This window comes from Chryseobacterium sp. 14P4.3.2 (assembly GCF_057799275.1).
The window spans coordinates 1-20,402 of record NZ_JBYOKO010000029.1 but is presented as its reverse complement, the minus strand read 5'-3'; the positions used below and the strand labels follow the sequence as shown (position 1 = coordinate 20,402).

The 20,402-nt window shown below is 34.9% G+C and carries 23 protein-coding genes and 2 pseudogenes; 1 reads left to right on the top strand and 24 read right to left on the bottom strand.

All coding sequences use genetic code 11. From position 1 onward, the window contains the following. The 9 genes and pseudogenes from AC27VX_RS23105 to AC27VX_RS23065 all read right to left on the bottom strand — a co-directional run. The coding region (locus AC27VX_RS23105) for a hypothetical protein (RefSeq protein WP_488698254.1) at window positions 1–181 on the bottom strand (181 nt) is incomplete at its 3' end. Between the two features lie 120 nt (window positions 182–301). Further along, window positions 302–964 (bottom strand): hypothetical protein, encoded by a 663-nt coding sequence (locus tag AC27VX_RS23100; RefSeq protein ID WP_236855464.1) that lies wholly within the window; start codon window positions 962–964, stop codon window positions 302–304. Window positions 965–990: 26 nt separating this feature from the next. Then, window positions 991–1,425, bottom strand: a complete 435-nt coding sequence (locus AC27VX_RS23095; RefSeq protein ID WP_488698252.1) for a DUF7832 domain-containing protein — start codon at window positions 1,423–1,425, stop codon at window positions 991–993. A 117-nt stretch (window positions 1,426–1,542) separates the two neighbouring features. Next, a complete protein-coding gene (locus AC27VX_RS23090; protein WP_488698250.1) occupies window positions 1,543–2,151 on the bottom strand; it encodes a hypothetical protein in 609 nt (202 codons plus the stop codon). A 42-nt stretch (window positions 2,152–2,193) separates the two neighbouring features. Then, window positions 2,194–2,358: pseudogene (locus tag AC27VX_RS23085) on the bottom strand (RHS repeat-associated core domain-containing protein); the annotation flags it as partial. Between the two features lie 130 nt (window positions 2,359–2,488). Further along, the gene (locus AC27VX_RS23080; RefSeq protein WP_236855465.1) at window positions 2,489–3,295 is read right to left on the bottom strand and encodes a hypothetical protein; all 807 of its coding nucleotides are present in this window, start codon (window positions 3,293–3,295) and stop codon (window positions 2,489–2,491) included. A 3-nt stretch (window positions 3,296–3,298) separates the two neighbouring features. Continuing rightward, a complete protein-coding gene (locus AC27VX_RS23075) occupies window positions 3,299–4,051 on the bottom strand; it encodes a hypothetical protein (RefSeq protein ID WP_488698248.1) in 753 nt (250 codons plus the stop codon). A 2-nt stretch (window positions 4,052–4,053) separates the two neighbouring features. Then, on the bottom strand, window positions 4,054–4,326 hold the full coding sequence (locus AC27VX_RS23070) for a hypothetical protein (protein WP_488698246.1): 273 nt from the start codon (window positions 4,324–4,326) through the stop codon (window positions 4,054–4,056). Window positions 4,327–4,402: 76 nt separating this feature from the next. Continuing rightward, entirely contained in the window at window positions 4,403–4,987 is a 585-nt protein-coding gene (locus tag AC27VX_RS23065; RefSeq protein WP_488698256.1) for an RHS repeat-associated core domain-containing protein, read from the bottom strand. 189 nt (window positions 4,988–5,176) lie between these two features. Here AC27VX_RS23065 and AC27VX_RS23060 point away from each other — a divergent pair, with 189 nt between their 5' ends. After that, window positions 5,177–5,770: a suppressor of fused domain protein gene (locus AC27VX_RS23060; RefSeq protein ID WP_236855467.1), complete on the top strand. Its 594-nt coding sequence runs from the start codon at window positions 5,177–5,179 to the stop codon at window positions 5,768–5,770. A 317-nt stretch (window positions 5,771–6,087) separates the two neighbouring features. Here AC27VX_RS23060 and AC27VX_RS23055 read toward each other — a convergent pair whose 3' ends face one another. The 15 genes and pseudogenes from AC27VX_RS23055 to AC27VX_RS22985 all read right to left on the bottom strand — a co-directional run. Beyond that, window positions 6,088–6,513, bottom strand: a complete 426-nt coding sequence (locus AC27VX_RS23055; protein WP_236855468.1) for an ankyrin repeat domain-containing protein — start codon at window positions 6,511–6,513, stop codon at window positions 6,088–6,090. 34 nt (window positions 6,514–6,547) lie between these two features. Next, complete coding sequence (locus tag AC27VX_RS23050) at window positions 6,548–6,916, bottom strand: hypothetical protein (protein ID WP_236855469.1); 369 nt, start codon at window positions 6,914–6,916, stop codon at window positions 6,548–6,550. A gap of 19 nt (window positions 6,917–6,935) precedes the next feature. Further along, window positions 6,936–7,754, bottom strand: a complete 819-nt coding sequence (locus tag AC27VX_RS23045) for an RHS repeat-associated core domain-containing protein (protein WP_488698243.1) — start codon at window positions 7,752–7,754, stop codon at window positions 6,936–6,938. A gap of 72 nt (window positions 7,755–7,826) precedes the next feature. Then, the gene (locus tag AC27VX_RS23040) at window positions 7,827–8,633 is read right to left on the bottom strand and encodes a hypothetical protein (protein WP_488698241.1); all 807 of its coding nucleotides are present in this window, start codon (window positions 8,631–8,633) and stop codon (window positions 7,827–7,829) included. Window positions 8,634–8,810: 177 nt separating this feature from the next. Beyond that, window positions 8,811–8,999, bottom strand: coding sequence for a hypothetical protein (locus AC27VX_RS23035; RefSeq protein ID WP_236855474.1), 189 nt, complete (start codon window positions 8,997–8,999; stop codon window positions 8,811–8,813). Between the two features lie 54 nt (window positions 9,000–9,053). Beyond that, window positions 9,054–9,635: an SMI1/KNR4 family protein gene (locus AC27VX_RS23030; protein ID WP_236855475.1), complete on the bottom strand. Its 582-nt coding sequence runs from the start codon at window positions 9,633–9,635 to the stop codon at window positions 9,054–9,056. A 41-nt stretch (window positions 9,636–9,676) separates the two neighbouring features. Next, window positions 9,677–9,949, bottom strand: coding sequence for a hypothetical protein (locus AC27VX_RS23025; protein ID WP_236855476.1), 273 nt, complete (start codon window positions 9,947–9,949; stop codon window positions 9,677–9,679). 77 nt (window positions 9,950–10,026) lie between these two features. Next, window positions 10,027–10,533 (bottom strand): SMI1/KNR4 family protein, encoded by a 507-nt coding sequence (locus AC27VX_RS23020; protein WP_236855477.1) that lies wholly within the window; start codon window positions 10,531–10,533, stop codon window positions 10,027–10,029. Window positions 10,534–10,821: 288 nt separating this feature from the next. After that, window positions 10,822–11,550: a DUF4262 domain-containing protein gene (locus AC27VX_RS23015; protein ID WP_236855478.1), complete on the bottom strand. Its 729-nt coding sequence runs from the start codon at window positions 11,548–11,550 to the stop codon at window positions 10,822–10,824. Then, window positions 11,547–12,095, bottom strand: a complete 549-nt coding sequence (locus AC27VX_RS23010; RefSeq protein WP_410680227.1) for an HNH endonuclease signature motif containing protein — start codon at window positions 12,093–12,095, stop codon at window positions 11,547–11,549. Before AC27VX_RS23010 ends, AC27VX_RS23015 begins: the two co-directional genes overlap by 4 nt. Before the next feature lie 39 nt (window positions 12,096–12,134). Beyond that, window positions 12,135–12,302 (bottom strand): annotated as a pseudogene (locus AC27VX_RS23005) (RHS repeat-associated core domain-containing protein); the annotation flags it as partial. A gap of 159 nt (window positions 12,303–12,461) precedes the next feature. After that, entirely contained in the window at window positions 12,462–12,989 is a 528-nt protein-coding gene (locus AC27VX_RS23000) for an Imm26 family immunity protein (protein ID WP_236855479.1), read from the bottom strand. Then, window positions 12,982–16,293: a DUF6443 domain-containing protein gene (locus tag AC27VX_RS22995; protein ID WP_488698237.1), complete on the bottom strand. Its 3,312-nt coding sequence runs from the start codon at window positions 16,291–16,293 to the stop codon at window positions 12,982–12,984. Before AC27VX_RS22995 ends, AC27VX_RS23000 begins: the two co-directional genes overlap by 8 nt. Before the next feature lie 5 nt (window positions 16,294–16,298). Then, a complete protein-coding gene (locus AC27VX_RS22990) occupies window positions 16,299–19,754 on the bottom strand; it encodes a hypothetical protein (protein ID WP_488698235.1) in 3,456 nt (1,151 codons plus the stop codon). Window positions 19,755–19,760: 6 nt separating this feature from the next. Next, window positions 19,761–20,402, bottom strand: a 642-nt coding sequence (locus AC27VX_RS22985) for a T9SS type A sorting domain-containing protein (protein WP_488698233.1), incomplete at its 5' end; no start/stop codon positions are given.

Sequence of the window (20,402 nt, the reverse complement as noted above, 5' to 3'; positions counted from 1 at the left end):
TGTTTAATTCTCTTTCAAGAATAACTATTTCCTCTTCTTTAACCTTTGGATAAATTATATTCAGCCAAGCTTCTGGTCCTTTAAATGGTGCTTTACCAATCATTATGGCTCCATCACTTGAACTATCTAATCCTAAGTTTGAAAACTTATAAATAAATTCATTAATTTCTTTATTATACATGATTACTATATTTTAGGATCCTTTACTTCACCCATAGTATTTAAGGCTAATCAACTATAAAACAACTACTATAAAATAGCCTCCAAAGCACTTCTACTTTGGAAGCTATCTAAATTATTTTCAAACCTGTTTATATCTGTCAGAACCTAATAGCTCTTTAAGCTTATAAAATTCAACCTTGTAATTTTCTTCTGCATCTTCTAATTCTCTTTCATATATTTTTATAAGTTCATCATAATAAAGATTAGTATTGAGTTTTGCAGCAATTATGGCAATATTTGCTCTTAAAGGATACATATCATTATGTACACACATCTTTTCAGGGTATTCATTAAGTAATTCATCAACACGGATTACACTAGAATTATTATCAAAATATGGTAAAATGTCTTCTTCAAGATATTCTGGTATGATTTTAATTAAATGTTTTACATCTTCATCATTTTCTATTAACCATTCCTTTGCTGGTTTGCTTTTATAATTGGCGGCATCTCCATCATAATCTCTGATTGTCAAAAAATGATTCCCTAAAGTCAAGTAAGGCCTGGATTTTATTTGAGCAATTGACTTATAAATGGATTCTATTTCTTTTACATGTATTTTAATTTCAGGATCAATAGTTATATTATCTTCTTTTTTGTAAAAAAATAATTTAAAGATTTGTTCTACATTATCTTTTTTTCGTACAAACTCTTTTTGTGCTTTTCGATATTGAAAACCACTTTTCTGAAAACTTTCTAAAACACCATCACTAATTTGCTGTGCTATTTCATTTACTTTCATCCTGTTATTAAAAGAATACTGATTTACTATTTACCCTTATTATTTTTCCACTCTTGATAGCGCATTTCAATGACTGGTTTTATTCTATCGTAATTTTTCCATGAGTTTTCTACTTTATATACATTGTCATATTCACTAAATACTCTTGAATAATCACCAAAATAATTTTCGTCCCCATCATCTTCGTAATAATATTTTACAAATTTATTTCCTTCATCATTTAGGACTTCATTATAGAATTTACTATCACATTCCTCAATTAAAAAGTCTCTACCTGTCATTTCTTGTCTCTTAACCTCATTTATTAATTCTCGAGATATTTCTATATAAAGTTTTCCAATTAAATCATTTTGGATAATCCAAGTTAAAAACATACCTATATGCGTTCCCCCATCTTCAGGTTTAGCTTCTTTAGGAAAGTTTTCTCCTTCTGAGTGCCATTCTATTTTATCGTATGACATAATATTTTATTTTTTTTAAATTAATATTAAACTTCCTCTGTATTTTTATATATGAAAATCTTTTTTTGAAGTTTTCTAAAATTCCTTTGCTAATTTACAGTACTATATCATTTACTTTTATCGCCTTGTTACTCTATCTGGTGTCTCATTTACATCTATTTTTTTATCTTTTGCATTTTTTGCATTGTCACCTTTAAGTTCTACCGTTTCTCCATTACGATACCTAGCTTGTGGTTTGGTCAGTTTAGCATTTCCTGTTTTTGTTTCATTAGTTCCTGTAACTTTACCAGTTTTCTTGTTAACCATAACATTATCGAACACGGTTGTTTTTCCATCTTTAAATTTGCCCGTTACCTGTGTTAAAACCTCGTCATCCGGAAATTCATCTTCAAGTTCTTTTGTGACCTCACCTTCTGCTTTTTTACCTTTCGATTTATTATTTTCTAATGTCGTTTTCTTCTTTTCCGCGGATGAGTCACTATCTCCATTTTTTCCTTTATCTGCCCCTTCACTGTGCAAGACACGATTAGCAACTGTTATCCCAATCGTAGAAATTGCCTTTAGAACAATAATCGTATTGTTTATATTGCTATTAACAATCTTGGATATACCATTATAATTATTAATGGCATTGGTTTTCGCTTCTTCAGCAACACCTGCACCATATGTAGTTGATCCAGAAGCAGTAGCAGGAGGCGGAGCAACACGAAATATTTTCGTTGACACCCATTCCAACCCTTCCAGCTTTCTACCATCAACAACCCTATTTTCTGAGAAATTGTAATGTGACTGATAAGCATATTTTTCACTAAGCGGATCTATATTAAAGAACCGACCTATTGTTGGGTCATAATTTCGCCATTTAAAAGAGCTCCACTTGGTATCCTCCTGTTTTTCCTGTCCCTGGGTAGAATACCTGTAGTTTTGGGAGATTGAGTTGGCAAGTACAATACAACATTTAACAAAAAGCCAAGTGAACTATAAGCCTCACTTGGCAATTTTATATTCAAATAAACATTCTATAACATCACTTAAATATTAAAAATTAATACTGATTTTATAATCAAAACCCGCTACCATCATAAGACAGTATTTCGATGACTCTATTGTGAGTTTTTTCATATTCTTCGTTTTCTTCTTTGGTATAATCATCACTATAAATATAGGGAGCAAATGTTTTCTCAAACTTGCCTTTCTTAGCGTCTTTAATATTAATTAAAGCCATTGCACCATCAGCATTATCTGTAATAACAATAAAGTTTTTATAGATTAAAATATCATTAAACATTTTGTCAAAATGAATTTCGTCAGGTATGGTTTTTATCACTATTCCTCTCGTTAATTCTTTCTTAGTGGAAATTTGATTGATAGTTGCTATTAGCTGGAAATAATTTGTGGTAAATTCACAAGTTAAAATAACTTCTATATCAATTTCTTTAAAGCGTTTCTTTTTATGTATCCATTCATTTTTACAGCCTCCTTTTTTAAATTCGTCAATTAAATTTAATAGCTCATCCAGGGGTATTGGTTTAAATTCGGAAGCTTTTTTAACCCCTTTTTCTAATATTTCCAAATAGTATCCACAATCTTCTGTCCCCTTGATTTTCTCATAACGTTTCTGGTCAAAAGGTAGATATGCTTTCAAAACATCGTTTGATTTAATATCAGTCTGTTTTAAGATAGTTTCAGGTAATAATGAAATAGAAATCATATTAAATTCATTGCCTGTATCAAATTTCACTTTCCTGATTGCTCTTGAAAAATAATTACTTATAAAACGGGTATGAGTTTGAAACTCATATCGAAGCTTGTTATTTTCCTGTTTGTAATAATCATAATCTAATCCTATTGCGATATATCTTAATGTCATAGTCTAATTTTTTATTAGATTATCTAAAGAAATTTCGTACAAAATAGAGGGTTCAAAAGTATCTTTCATGACTTTTATTTTCCCAGATTCAATTATAATATCTTTAAATTCGTCCTTATACATAATTGTATTTGGTAATGTGCGAAGAATTTCCTTTTTTAAAGCCATTATTTTATCTTTTTCAATGACTATTTCTAAAGCAAAATAATTAATAGTTAGTTGACAGTAAAGAGAAACTTCAATATTAAGGTCTCGAAAAATTTTAGATTTAAACTTCCATTTATTTTCAAAATTTTTGTTTTTAAAATCCAGGACTATATCTTTTAATTGTTGGTATGGAATTAATGCATTTAACTCTTTTGCCTTGTCCAGTCCATTATTTATCATGTTAAATAGAAATAAATGAAACAAATTTTCTTCTTCTACAGGTTTTATCAGTTTGCTATTTAGAGGATATTCGTTTGTGAAAGGATATATTTTTTTATAATAATTTTCATCAAAAAAAATCTCAACTGTTAAAGATTTAAACCCTGGCTGGATTATTAATTTATTGCTTGGTTTTTTTTTTGCCCTTATTAAAAACATATTATAATTTTCGGTCTCATATTTAAGTTTACGTAAATTCATTTCAACGAAATGAGTAAAATAGTAGGTCTGAAAATTAAAGTCTGATACTATTTTAGCAAGATCATATTTTTCGCTTTGTTTACTATAATCTTCTTTGTCTAGGGCTAAATAGAAATATTTTAGTTGCATAATTATCTTGGTCTTATATGTTTTTGTGGATCATTTAATTGTCCTTCTTCTAGTAAATCTTTTGCTCGTTTTCTTTCAGAATCAAGTGCTTTCCCCCTAGCTTCACTACCTCCTGCTATTGCACTTCTTACAACCGCTTTATACCTACCTGGAGAATTTTCATCTCTATTCCATTTGTTAGCCTGTACATTCCCTCTTCGAGAAGTTCCATTTTGGTTAAGTTTACTTCCACTGATACCTGTTTTTACGACATCATTATTTGCTTTCGTATCCACAACATCATAGTTATGCTGAGGCTTCGTACTAAGCTTTGAATTTCCGTGAACTGCTTTGGCAGCATCCTTAATCTCTTCAACAGCTTTTATCGCAGGAGCCCATCAGGGCACCTTTAGGTCCCCCGGCTGCAGCCATTGCTATAGTTGCCAGATCATAAGATCCATTGACTACTTTCTCACCAAAGGATTCTTTCGGAACGCCCGTTTCCAGAGTAAGAGTTCCGCCCTCAACTTTATATTGATTCCTTATTGCATCATTGGTAAAAACGTTAACCGTTCTCGCCACACTATTGGCAACAGCAGCCCTTAAACTGTTAACTCCCCCGTAAATAAGCTCCCCAAATTCTATAGGATCGGATGGAAGGCTGACTTCATTCACTTTTTTAGGCTCTAATCCTTCCAGTTCTCTGGAGTCAACAACCCTGTTTCCGCTAAAGGCATAGGTTGACCATGTATGATACTGCTCTGCAAGAGGATCTACACTAAAGAATCTTCCAAAAGTAGGATCATAATTTCGCCATTTAAAAGAACTCCACTTGGTATCTTCCTGTTTTTCCTGTCCCTGAGCAGAATACCTGTAGTTTTGAGAGATTGAACCCGCAGGAACAATGTTCTCATTAAACTCCAATCCAAAAGGATAATAATTCGTTACCCTGTCTATTACAGCATTACCGCCCGCTCCTTTATAAAAAGACAGCCTTATGTTTCCTAACTGGTCGGTATAATGGTAAATATACTTGTTTTGTATGAAATCATATTAACCTTCTATTTTATTGCTGATAAATTCAAGATAGTTACTAACTATATTGTAGATTAATCAAAATATATTATATTTAATAAAATTAAATATATGTCTGAGCAAGCTTCTACAGAAAACAAAGAACTGGTAAACTATATAACAAGTATTGTTGGTATTAATAAAATTGTTGATCGCCATTGGGACAAAGGCAAAAAAAATTTTATAGATATCTTCTCATGTGATGACCCAATATATACAAGAATAAAATTTTGTGGTACAATAGGTATTTCAGATTATCCAAATAAAATAGAAATGGAAGATGGTAGCTTTAAGAATATACCAATTGAACTGCTTATTAGTGGATATAAAGAATTTGATATGTTATCTAATATTCTTTCCACAGCAGGATTTTATATTACCAAAAATGGTTGGGAATGTCAGCCCGGCTCTGTATTTATGCGAATCGTGGAAATGTATTATGAAACTTCAGAAATGAAACATATCTTGTTTACAACTCCCTTTCTATGGGCAGATAAATTGGAGCCGTTGAACCTTGAAACAAAGACTGTGAATTGGCTTCTATGTATTCCAATTTCTGAAAAAGAACTCGAATACAGAATGGAAAATGGGGCTTCAGCACTGGAAGATGTATTTCTAGAAAAAGACATTGACATATTTGATATTAATAGGAAATCAGCCATCTAATAACTATTATGGTCGATATATGATTATACAACTTTCTTGCCTCTATTAATTTTTGATATCGTGATGATACTGCTAGTATTTATTATTGAAATACAAAATTTTCAACCAAACACGCTCATTAATTCAATCTATAAAATAAGATCTTGTAAAATCCAGAAGAAGACTATAAAAGTTTTAAATATAACACTACTAAAAAGGCAACACCCTGAATTAACAAGGTGTTACTTTTCAAAATAAATAATACTGATATAAATCGTCAATACTTTCATAGCAATTCAAAATATATCTGTAATAAAATACTATTTTTTATCAGTGAACTACAATAAAAGAATTGTCTCCATGTTTTTATCTTCAATTTCTTTACAAAAATCCAGAGGAGACATATTTTTGTTATTCTTTGAGTTTTGATCTGCACCATGCTCTTTCAGTAGCTTCACAACATCATAATTCCCTCTTGCATTGAATACCGCTGTCCACAATGGATTATTCCCATAATCATCTTTCTTGTTTATTTCAATACTCCTGTTTTCAAGCAGCTGTCTAGTTGCGGTTTGACTACGATAAAGGCCACAATAATGCAATGGGGTCATTCCCTCGTTATCTTGAGCATTTACATTAATGTTTATACTCAAAAGATATTTTAACACATCATAAGATCCGCTAGAAATAGATTCATGCAAAAGATTTTGCCTTTCTTCATTTTTTAATTGGTTTACATTGTTTGAATTTACTTCTTTTTTCAATTTTTCAATTTCATTATACCTTACGAATTGAAAACTAGTATTCAATATTCTCTTTAACAATATTAACTTTACCATCAATAAATTCATATCTGTAAACCAATTCATACCAATCTTTACCATCTGATGTATTTAAAATCATTATGACATTACCTATATCATTTATTTTAGCATCGACGCAAACTGCCCCAAATTCAGTATAATTTTTTTCAAAATCCTTTATGATAGTAGCTACTAAAAAATTTCTCATTTTGATAGAATCGAACGTCTCATCATAGGTAGCCAGATCAATCCATTCACCATCTTTAAATATTAATCCAAAGGGAGCAAATTCTTTTAATTCATTTAAAAATTCTTTTGCAGTATTAATAACTTTATTTATTCCTGTTACATATATTTCTGACATAAAAATATTATTTAAGTTGTTATACACAATTAGGGTCTTTAGCACATTTATTTACAGGTATAGGGTTCATTTGTGGTGGTGGTGGTAGATTTACTTTAAGATTATCAACTTTAATAGGTGCAATATTATAAGTTTGAATATCTATGCCAGATTTTTTTAACGGTTCTGTTAAAGTTGCTTTTTCATTAATCCTTAAAATCAACCTCTTACCTTCTACCAAATTATCCTGTAATCTTAATTGTTTTGTAAAGCTTTGTTTTCCTACATTTTTTACTTCAACAGGATTCCCTTCCTTGGTAAAACCATCAGGTCTTGTTCCACCAGTTTTTCCAGTTTTTGAATCTATAGCCTCAAAATTCTTAGTATTTTTTGTTACTTCTTTCCCTTCCTCATTCATTTTACTAATTTGCTCTGTTTCAATTCTTCTTCCTCTATTAAAGTGCTCTTGTTGCGCTTTAGTAATAGTCTCACTCTGCTTAGTTCCTACTTCACCTACCTTAGTAACTGTCTCAATAATAGTGGGTTTTACGGAAGAATTCTCAATAAGCGGTATGACCCTTGTAACAACACCAAACCATTCCAACCCTTCCAGCTCTCTACCATCAACAACCCTATTTTCTGAGAAATTGTAATGTGACTGATAAGCATATTTTTCACTAAGCGGATCTATATTAAAGAACCTTCCTATTGTTGGATCATAATTTCGCCATTTAAAAGAGCTCCACTTGGTATCCTCCTGTTTTTCCTGTCCCTGGGTGGAATACCTGTAGTTCTGGGAGATTGAGTTGGCATGAACAATACAATACTGAATAAAAGCCAAGAGGATTAGAAACCCCACTTGGCAATTTAATATTCAAATAAATACTTTATAACAGTACCTAACTATTAAAAGTCAATACCCTTCTTATAACTAAAAACCACTACCATCATAAGATAATATCTCTATGACTTCATTATGAGTTTTCTCATATTCTTCGTTTTCTTCTTTCGTATAATCATCACTGTAAATATAAGGTGCAAATACTTTTTCAAATATCCCTTTCTTAGCGTCATCAATATAAATTAATACTCTTGCACTATCACTTGTATCGGTAATAATAATAAAATTTTTATGTACTAGAATGTCTTTAAACATCTTTTGAAAGTGTATTTCATCGGGTATGGTTTTTATTACAATTCCTTTAGTTAATTCTTTCTTAGTAGAAATTTGATTGATTGTAGCTATTAACTGAAAATAATTTGTAGTAAATTCACAAGTTAAAATAACTTCTATATCGATTTCCTTAAAACGTTTCTTTTTGTGTACCCATTCATTTTTACATCCTCCTTTTTTAAACTCGTCAATTAAATTCAAGAGTTCTTCAAGCGGAATCGGTTTAAATTCTGAAGCTTTTTTAAGCCCTTCTTCTAACACTTCCAAATAATATTTACAATCTTCTGTTCCTTTGATTTTCTCATACCGCTCCTGATTAAACGGAAGATATGCTTTCAAAACATCGTTTGATTTAATATCAGGTTGTTTTAAGATAGTTTCAGGTAATAATGAAATAGAAATCATATTAAATTCATTGCCTGTATCAAATTTTACTTTCCTGATTGCTCTTGAAAAATAGTTACTTATAAAACGGGTATGAGTTTTAAATTCATACCGTAATTTGTTATTTTCTTGTATATAGTAATCATAATCTAATCCTATTGATATATATCTTAATGTCATAGTCTAAGTACTTTTTTACCAGTAAAAATAAGACAGGTAAACATTTAAATTACCTGTCTTTTAAATTTATTTATTGAAATATTTCTATACTAGGCTCTCTATTTAAAGGAAACCAATATTTTTGAAATATAACCTCTATTCTTCATACTTTACAACTTCCCAGTCATCATGTTTAGTTTATCTATAAGTATGACTTCCAGCATTAATTTCTAATAATTCTTTTAAGGTTGGATTGATCTGTAAAATCTCACCTACACTAATAACCCTAGCATCTTCTTCCGAGATATTTCCTTCATTCCCAAAAAATTGCAATTCTCCATCATTATCCTTAAAAACAGAAACAATTACTGAATTATTTTCTAACACAAATCTGGTTGTTATTACTGTGCCCTTAAATTTACCATAATTTTTATACTCTACTTAGTATGGAAGTGTTGAAGCATCCTCATCAATTTCTTTTCCTTTATCATCAAATAATCTATACAAACGTTTTAATTCAGATAATAACATTTCTTCAAAAGAACTCCATTGAACTTTTGAAGTCGCGTCCCATCTTTCACAACAATGAACGATATTTGTTTCTTTATCTATAAATAAATGTGAACCATCCCAATTATAGCTTCCAATGAAGAAAAAACTTTCCATTGCATTCTCCGGTCTTTCTGAAAAATTTGGAGTAATGATAGAATATGGCTGACGTGAGCTCACTAAATTACTGCGATTTAACTGTCTTCTTAGTCCATAAAAGCTAAGTGTGGATGATAAAAAAATAAGTCCATTACTAAAATTCATTAAAAAGTCTTTATATCCTTTAGGTATGGTTGTCTTTAACTGTTCTTCTAAACTACATATTTCTGACTCATTTAAAGTGGGAAACAACTCATTTAACCATGCTTCAGGCGCTACATGAGGTGCTTTACCAATCAAAATTGCGCCATCGCTTGAACTTCCCAATCCTAGATTTTCGAACTTATATATAAGAGCATTTATTTCTTTATACATTTTTTGAATATTGTATATATAATACTTTAATAATTATCATTCTATTGAATTTCCCATGAAGCATTTATATTCACTCTATATGCTTCTCCTCCTAAAGGTAAATCAGCTATCTCCAAAACTGTAGAGTCCAGGGAAATAATTTCTTCAAGAGAAACTACCCGAAAATCCTCATCCATTAAGTTAGTCTCATCACCAGAAAATTGCCAACTTTCGTCCTCTTCATAGTGGAATACATACAAAATGGGTGATTTTTTTTCTAAAACAAATTTTGTAGTTATAACCGCCGTATTTAGGTCTTCTTTAAATGATTTCATTTTAATTATTTAGTTTTTAGTTGGTAAAACTTCACTAATAAAAGTGATCGACATATATGAAGCCTTAACGTATTACATTATAATTTTTCTGTACCATCATAATTGTAATTTTGGAGAGTCCAGTCTATCATGACTTCACCAATCCACTCTGCAAAATTTGTATTGCAGACCTCCACCTCTTCAATATTTTCATATTCAAAGTCCCATTGCCAAAATACTATTGGGCAAATATTTTCATTTAATTTTGACAAGTCTAAACAATAATGATTTCCTTGGCCATCTGGTGAAAAAGGGAAGAAAAAAATAGGCATTGGATTTTCTACTTCCCTATGCTCGAAGTTATAAATTTCATCAAGGGAATTGCCTCTAAAATTTTCTGACAATCCATAAATTTCAGTTCCTGCCAGTGTGATTCCATTGTGTTTCTTCAAAATATATTTAAAATCTTGAGGAAGTTTTAATCCTATTTTTTGTTCCAAATTCTCCAATCGAGAGTCTAAAATATTATCACCTAAGTACAAAACTTCAGATGAAAATTTATATAACTCATTTAGTATTTGGTTACATTTATCAATTATTTTCATATTGTTTATCTTTTAGATCTGTCTATTTTAGGGTTCCCAGAAGCATCTTTATAATACGCTAGTCTGACGTTTCCTACCTGATCATTATAGTTGCAAATATTGGTTTTTCCTTCTAAGAATAAAACAGACAACCATTTAGATTGCCTGTTTTTTGAATTATTTACTAAAGCTTTCCAATTTCAGGTACTATCTAAAGAAAACTAATATACTTGAAACTTGGCCAATCTTAAGGATGGATAATTAAAATTTATCCCTCCTTGATTAGAAGTAAATTGATTATAATTCACATTATCCCCAATTATTCCACTCTGAATTTCCATTTTCTCTCCGTAATCCTTTTTCAATTGGCAAATACATAGCTGGATTCAAACCATCATCAATTCCTAAGATAGTACCAAATGAAACGGCTCTTTTCATATGCTTAGGAATTTGGGTTCCATCATCAGTAAACATTTCCCATTCCGATTCTTCCCATCTCATAAGCTCTAAGATTTTTTTTCCAAATAAAGCATCAATATCAGTGAAAACTATTGAATTCTGATCTATTGGATAAATCCAATCTTTTACTAACCATTGCCAAACAGGTTGATTTTTTTCATCAAATTTAATTGACATATCGGGTATTTCAAGAGTTTTGTGCTCTGTGTCAGGAATTATTTGAAACACCTTAATATCACTACTTCCATAATAATCAAAAATACCATCAAACATGAGATGGCTCCATGACTCATGAATTAATGAAATAGTGAAACTTCCGAGATTATCTAATTGAATATTAAAATTATTATCGAAAGTATTGATATTTAATTTTTCAACAATAAAATTGATAATTTTCTTTATTTCCTCGTTTTTATATATTGCTCCTCCAGCAAATGCAAGTTCAAATTTAAATTTTTGATTAAGCCCAATAGTATAATAATATTTGGGTAATGGAGAATTACCTGTTACAATTGTTACATGATAACCAAAATCTTTTATATGAGATTTTATGTTACTTAAAAATTCTGCTTTGTTCATGGTTTATGTATTTCTTTATGGCAATCTTTGCATAAAATGTTCGTGTTCTCTTTCGTTGTTTCTCCTCCGTCCGCGTGCCTAATTGTATGGTGAGCATTTGAAGTTTCTGGGGTTACTTCTTTATTACACCCTTCACATTTATTATCTTTTTCTTCAATTAATTCTGTTTTTTCTTTTTTGGATAGTGTCCTTTTAGCATCTCTATCTTCTTTCGCAACAGTCCCTTTTCCGGTTCCAGGTTTTTGAATTTTTCCTAGCCCTTCTTTATCACCTGCTTCATTACCCTCAGTTTTTCCAGAATCGGGTTTACTACTCTTTTTATTTTCACCCTCGCTGTGCAAGACACGGTTAGCAACTGTTATCCCAATCGTAGAAATTGCCTTTAGAGCAATAATCGTAATGTTTATATTGCTATTAACAATCTTGGATATACCATTATAATTATTAATGGCATTGGTTTTCGCTTCTTCAGCAACACCTGCACCATATACAGTTGATCCAGCAGCAGCAGCAGGCGGAGCAACACGAAATATTTTTGTTGACACCCATTCTAACCCTTCTAACTCTCTACCATCAACAACCCTATTTTCTGAGAAATTGTAATGTGACTGATAAGCATATTTTTCACTAAGCGGATCTATATTAAAGAACCTTCCTATTGTTGGATCATAATTTCGCCATTTAAAAGAGCTCCACTTGGTATCCTCCTGTTTTTCCTGTCCCTGGGTAGAATACCTGTAGTTTTGGGAGATTGAACCCGCAGGAACGATATTTTCATTAAACTCAAGCCTGAAAGGATAATGTTTTCTAAACCCTCAATTAAAGAGGTAAAATTTAGGGGATTGAAAACAATCCCCTAAATTATTCAATAAGGAAAAGTATAGTTTCTTTAAAGATTATCATTCAGTATATTATGACTCTAATATTTCCTCTGCAATTTTCACTGATTCTAGGGTTTTCTCATACAAAATTTTATCATAATCCTCAGGAATCCATTCCTGTAAACCAAAATGAGCTTTCAATGCATTTTCATACCGTATAGGTGCTATTTCAGATTTATATACTAATTCATCAAATTGAGATTCATCTAAATGCTTTAAAACTTTACTTTTATAGTCAACCAAACGAGCATCATCACTTGTACCTAATTTAAAAAATGGTAAAGGTATTGATTGAATATTATCTTTATAATTTCCAATGATCTGCCAATCTTTATAATACAATTTTGCATCAAAGGTGTATCCTAGAAAAATTATTTTTAAATCATCAATATTGATCTTGTCAAATTCATTTAATTCAGCGATTTTCTCATTAAAAATTACAACAATAAATGCGTCAGATGTTTTAGGAAAATTGATTATTTGCCCTAATCCAAATTCGCTATTTCCTAAAGGAATTGCAAAAACATCGCCTTCGTTTAATTTAAATCTTTTAGCCATTGTCTGTTGGTTCTTTTGGTTCTTTTGGTTCTTTTGGTTTCTTAATTTGATTTCTTTTGTTCTGTAATCCTCCGTTAGGATTGGATTTATTAGTTGGTCCTCCTCCTTCATCTATATGTTTTTGCTCCCTTCTGTCAAGATCTTTTCCCGGCTTGCCTCTATCAATTTCTTCAAATTCATAGTCAGCATCCTTATTAGCTCTTTGATGTTCTTTTTGTCGTTTCTTATATCTTATTGAATCTTTGGCTTGTCCTACATAGTCTTTTTCTTTTCCCGTTTTTTCCTTTCTTTTATAAACAATACCTTCTTCTTCAGATTTTGTGTCGCTTCCTTTATTTTCGGCTTTACTGTCTCCCTCGCTCTTCAAAACCCTGTTAGCAACTGTTATCCCAATCGTAGAAATTGCCTTTAGAGCAATAATCGTATTGTTTATATTGCTATTAACAATCTTGGATATGCCATTATAATTATTAATGGCATTGGTTTTCGCTTCTTCAGCAACACCTGCACCATATACAGTTGATCCAGCAGCAGCAGCAGCAGCAGTAGGCGGAGCAACACGAAATATTTTCGTTGACACCCATTCCAACCCTTCCAGCTCTCTACCATCAACAACCCTATTTTCTGAGAAATTGTAATGTGACTGATAAGCATATTTTTCACTAAGCGGATCTATATTAAAGAACCTTCCTATTGTTGGATCATAATTTCGCCATTTAAAAGAGCTCCACTTGGTATCCTCCTGTTTTTCCTGTCCCTGAGTAGAATACCTGTAGTTTTGGGAGATTGAGTTGGCAGGAACAATGTTCTCATTAAACTCAAGACCAAACGGATAATAATTCGTTACACGGTCTATTACAGCATTACCTCCCGCTCCTTTATAAAAAGACAGCCTTATGTTTCCTACCTGATCGGTATAATTGTAAATATACTTCTTTTGCACGAAATCATAATACCCTTCTGAAGTAGGCACAAAACTCAATACATTGTCAGTATACTGAAAACCATCCAGATAGTCCGTAATTTTCTTGGTTTCCATACCGTTAGGTCCCGATCCGTAAGTATATTCCTTTCTTACTTTTACCCCGTCTGCCCTGTAAAGATATTGGGTGTTGTATTTATAATTGGTAATCTGATCATGCCCCAGATAATATTTATCAAAAGTAATACTGCTGGGCTGGTTCAGGTAGTTATAGGCAATATCCAGAATTCCCTTATCCTTATGGCTGATCATATTGCGGTTCAGGTCATAGGTCATCGTATTGCCGGAGACTTCCGGATACCCATCATACACTCCTGAGTTATCTGTAACGCTCATCAGGATATTCCCTGTGTATTTATAGGCAAGATCATCCATTGGCTGTACCCCGAGATTCTGCACCCAGGTATTCCTTTTGAGGTAGTGGATATTTCCGTTCAGGTCATAGAAAAGAGCCTCATTATAGGCATTGTTAACAGGCGCCGTTGATCCGGGCTGGGTATAAGACGCTTTGGTGAGCCTTTCTAAACGGTCATATTCATAGCTGTAGCGCCTTAATGTACCATCATCTGCGGTCTTCCAGTCCACCTCAGAAATGTTTCCGTTGTATTTGGCCAGATAAGGGCTCGTTACAGGGTTTTCATATCTGATCTTATAGCCGAAAAGTTTCCCGCCAAGATTTTCAGGATCATTGATCCCGGTACGCCATCCTCTTATGTTATAAGCATAGTCTACCGTTTCCATATTATTGCCCACCTTCTTGCTGGCAAGCTGGGAGAGCTCGTTATAGGTGTTTTCTGCCAGCAGCTCCACAGGTTCTGTCCCTGCCTGATGCCAATGTTTGAGCAGCCTGTTCTGGTGGTCGTATTCAAAAGTCTCTGTAATGAGTTTTTCGGTATCAGACTTTGTTCTTCTATGGTAGGTCACTGATTTTTTGGGAAGCCCTGCAAAATTCAACTGGGTTTCTTTTCTGGTGTAGCCCTCAAGATAGTTGATGGAATAAGAAGAGATTTCTCTTCCCCTGCTGTCATAAGCAAAGAACGTCCTGGTCCAGTGGTCATCTTCAATATTTTTCACAAAAGAGGCTGCCAGAAACCCTTTGGCTTTATCCTGATAATTTCTAAGGATCACCTCCTGCCCGAAAATACTGGTCTGAAATCCCGGGAAATCATTGGTCTGCGGAAAAGTATCATAATATTTGATGGTAAAGACTTCCTTGATGCCTGTAGGGAAAGCTTTATTGGAGTACAAGACGGTTATATTCGGCATGGTAAAAGAATACCCCCGGTTTTCATAAGTAATGCCGGTATCATTATCTGCCTGCAGCTGAAGATCCGCTCTTGTCTTTTTGTCAGCTATCTTGCCGGTATAAGCAACCCTGTTGAACCGGTCATACTTGGTAAAAAGCCACTCTCCTTTTTGCTTCAGCATGGGGTCCTGAGAGAGGATCAGACGATCCTGCTTATCATACACCCTATATTCCCATCCTTTACCCGGGAGCTTTTTCTCTACCATTCTTCCCCGTCCGTCATAACGGTACTGGTAAGCCAGCAGATCAAGATCTTTGGCCTTCCAGGAGTTCATTACAGAAAGAAGCGGTGGGATAATACAGGCCAGCTGGCCGTATTCATTATACAGATAATAGGTATCTGCATCATCCGAGCTGCCGGTTGTTTTTCTGGACAGGATCATCTGTCCTTTTCCATTGGTAAATTCCATGGTTTTGTTCCCGTCTTCATCAATGACGGTCTTCTTGTGCAGCTGTCCGGCGCTGTAATAGGCCGTTCCTCTGGCAATATTGGTGGAAGTAGCACCATTCAAAATCGTGGTGGCCAGAACAGGTCTTATCACTTCTCCGGCAGCATTGGCTCCTTCTTCATAGTAAACAGGTCTTGAGCTCCAGCTCAGACCTTCCTGAACCTGCTCCTGTACCCGGTTCAGCGGGGAATTCTCAATGACTTTTTCACCGTAGATCTTTTCCTGCCCATATACGGAAGGCGCATTGGCAAGAGGTGCAGAATATATACCTCCCAATTGGCTTCCCTGCTGGGGCACCGGAAGATAGGTTTTGCTTTCCCTGCCAAAAACATCATACTCAAAATGGTTCACCACATCTTTTCCGAGTGGGGAAGCCTTTATGTCTATCACCTGTTTGGTTCTCCCGAGCCCGTCATAATATTCTACTTTCTGAGCAGCTTTAGCCGGAGCAGCGGAGGGATAATCCAGATAGGTCTTTGTGGAAACATAGTTTTCATTGGACATAAGCTGTGCAGAAAGGCTGCCTGCCAGCAAAAAAACGCCCAAAATGTTTAATATTTTTTTCATCTTTTTTAGTTTTTAAGATTATATTGAAATTCCTTCACCGTCCTCATGAAAATGTTTCCGGTACCGTCTTTCTCCTCCTGGGTTATTTCTTTAAGCCTTTTCTGATCGTCATAATCATAATATTCCCGTATACCGGATGGTAAAGTCATACTTCTTACCCCTACCAGAGGATCGTACGTATAGGTCGTAATCTGGGCATGATCAAAAACAGGATCATTTTTGAAATTCTCCAGGGCCTGAATAAGGTCGTTTTCCGTATTCCATACTCCGGCCAATGCATCCTGATCGGATGCTGCCACCACGGTATTGATGAGGTTCTGGCTGATTTCTGATAATTTCACCCCTTCTATTTTAGCTATAGGAAGAGATCTGTTGTACCCCCAGATCACAGTGACGGGGGTTCCGTCTTTAATCGTATACTGCTGCAGGTTTCCTTTTTCATCATAACGGTCATATTTTATTTTGCCTTCCATAGCACCGGTAATGGTATTGAGTGACTTCAGCAGATCAGGGAAAAGACCGGCAGGATGATTATAGGTCACCTCTGTTTTAGCGACTGTTTTACTACTCATACCGTATTCTTTCTCTGTAGTCTCCACTTCCAGCGGTACACTGATCATATTGGCCGTGATGAGTTTTTGGACCTGTTTTTCCGCAGCATATTGATAAACAGTACGTGTAGATGCACCATCCGGATGCTGCTCTGCAACTATGGACGGATAATCATTGGCATTGTAGCTGGTTTCTGTTCTACTGGTGAGAGCACTTTGAGCTCCGTTTTTATAATAATAGGAAGTCTCCGTCTTTTTCACAGGCAGTACAATCCCGTAGGTAGAATAATATTTATAAGGTGCTGAAAGGGTAACATTGGGAAATTCAACTTTGAAACCATCGTAATACTGGTATTCATAAAAGCGCGGAGCAATATTATTGTAGAAAAGGTCTTTTATTTTGATACCTTCCAGCTTTTGGGTACTTAGAGTGGTATATTCATTATTCACTTCAGAAAGAATCTGCCCGCTGGTATTGTATTTCTTTTCCGAAATCAGCTGTCCCCTCAGATAATCCTGATTGGTAATCGGCATAATGGGCATGGTAAGTGAGATCATTTCCGGGTTAGGATAGTCTATCGGCGAGCGGAATTGATAGATCGTGCTGCCGTTGTCAATACTTGTATTATTGGGTCCTTCAGCCACCTGTTTTACCGTTACATATTTATAGCCCACATCAGAACCCTGTGTCTTTTCGGCCGGAATGATATTAAAATTGGTGGTGGTATCTGTCGTACTGCTATACTTGGCATACCCCAGTGAATACCTTTTCTGATAAAAATAATTGATGTTTTCGCTGTATTTGAAAACCGGACGTGGAAAGACCAGCCCACCGCTGCTTTTCCCGGGATTATCCAGGTCTCTGTAATCATACACATACTGCTTTGCAGGGTGGGTACTGGCAGGATCATCAAAATATCTGATCTTATTAATCCTCAGCCCACCGCCATTTTCAATGGCATAACTGCTGAAATAATGTTCTTTGGTTTTAGCGGAAAGAAGATAGGATACCGGTTTATGGGTAATCCCATAGTTTCCGCTCAATGACAAAAAGTAAGTTCCCGGCTGCAGAACAGGGGTCTCCTTATCAAAAGTGGCAATGGCTTCTCCATTCACCCCAAGGTTCTGACTGGGGCAGAAAGGGCCTCCCGGAGGGCTGTCGCAGGACTGCCAGTCCATCCCGAATGTTACAATAGCTGGTGAAAAAGTGCCGTCATCATACTTTCTGTACAGCTTAAACTCCCAGGTTGAATAGATAAGGCTTCCCAGATCCAGATGCAGATTAACTTTCTGAGCGGTATTGATTGTAAAAAACTCTCCCTTGGCCGTGGTACTGAATGAAGCCAGATCACTGAAACTATGATCATTTTCTGCGTCAATCCACTTTCCTGTTACCGGTTCTGTAGGATTAGTATACCCGGCAAAATAGCTATAATTGTTTTCTCCGAAATCAAACGCGACCTTTCCCTTGGCAGGATACACAATAGAACTTATCACATCCTGAGTAATATCAGAAGGCTGCGATTCTTTATAATATCCCCAGTCATCCTTTTTGAACGTCTTGTTGAAGCTGTTATAGTTGATTGCATATTCATTACTCCCTGTCTGGTTAACATTAGTAACCTTTTTCAGGAGCAGCTTTTTGAGAACCAGATCAGCATTGGGGGTATCCTGAAGGGTAGAGTTTGAGTAGCTGTAATCAAAAGTAAATTGATCTACAGGCTGGTAGGCAGCCTGGCCAAGGATAAGGGATTCCACGGATTTCAATTTATATAGATTGGCAGAATTCATATAATTGCTGTCTTCTCTTCCTTTTTCATAGTTGAACCTGATCTTACCCCGGTCGGCAATGGTGATTTCCGTTAGAAGTTTGGTGCTGGCTGTATTATAGACTGTCTGTACCTCAAGGGCTCCCGGCATCTGTGGATCGGGATTGATGATGGCTCCATAATGATAATAGTCATAGGTTACATCCTTCACCAGGCGGTTTGTTCTGGAGTCCGGGTCTTTATATTGTACCACCGGAGAAAGATCATAATTAAAGGTCAGCAGCGTTTTGCTGTTTTGGTCCTGAACTTTTTCAAGATGATAAGCGGTAAAATACTGTCCGCCGCTGCTGTTGGTAAGCAGGTCACTTGTATTATTCAAAAGCCCCACTTTGACGGTAGAGATATCCTTAGAAAAGGTCTCCATCCCTTTAAACAGATATTGGATTCCTTTGTCATCTGTAATATTGACGTTCTGTACTTCCCCGGCTGAATCCTGTGTTACTGTTATTTTCAGATTATTACGGTCCAGCTTTTCTACATTATAAATGCCATTGAGGTCTTTCTTAATAATAAATCTACCGGTGTAGCCCATAAAGTTGTACTGATACAGATCGTATTCCGTATCAAATTTTCCGATTGCCGTATTAAATCCATATTCCAGGATATCAAAATTGGCGGTATCATTATAGACAAGCTTGTAGGTATTATTGTTACTGTGCCAGTATATCCCATATTTGGCCCTGGGCGGTGCCGACATAAAGGTGGATTCCATCTTTGAATCGGCCACTCCTCCCCGCACTGTTCTTGTAATGCTTCCTCCGGCGGATACATTCCAGCCCAGGCCGATTTCTGAAGCTTTGTCATCTGGTTTGGCACTTAAAGGATGGTACTTCAGACTTACCTGTAAACTGAGATCATCCTCGTTGGTAGGAATATTGAAAAGCGGGATGCTGACATCAGGAATCCCCGTATAATAGCTTACAGGAACTTCTTCAAATTTCATCAGGTTATTGGCTGTGGGTGCAGCGGGAAATATCTTATTGATATTATCCATGCTTTTATTGAACTGCCCTTCTACCTGTGCCTTAATGTGGGCAAAGAATGAGGAAAGGAGCAGAACGGTTATCATTTGTTTTCTCATGAGTGTTTATTTTTTGATCAGTTTTGCATTGGCTGTTTTATTCATATCGGTTTTGATAGTTACCAGATAGGCTCCCTGAACCAGTGCCTGGGTATTAATCTTGGTGACTTTGTTCTTCGTTTTCAAGCTTTGGAGCTGTCTTCCGCTCATGTCATACAGCATAATATCAGCCTCTTTGAAATCGAAACCAATTTCTATATAGGCGTAATCTGATAACGGATTCGGATAGATCTTGATGTCAAATTTCTCCATTAACTGATCAACCTGCTTATCTCCCAGTTTTACAATTTTCCAGTTTTCTTTGCCCAGTTCCTCAGCACTGGTTCCGGCTAAAACAATAGAACCATCCCTGTCCATTGCCACGGCTGCCAGCCGTTCTTCTTTTTGTCTGGATTCTCCGGTTACATACTTTCGCCACTGCTCATTCCCTTGCTGATCAATATAGAGCAGGAAAAAAGTTTCTTCGTCCTTCTCTATCCTTCCGTCAGAATGAGTGTATCCCCCCAGAAGCACTCCTTTAGTTAGATCCTGGTTACCGGCTCTTGAATCCTGACCCTGAATGACACTCATTCCCATCAGAAGATCACGGTTCCCGAAATTGTAAGATTTCTGCCACTTTTCTTCTCCCCTCTCGTTTAAAAAAAGCAC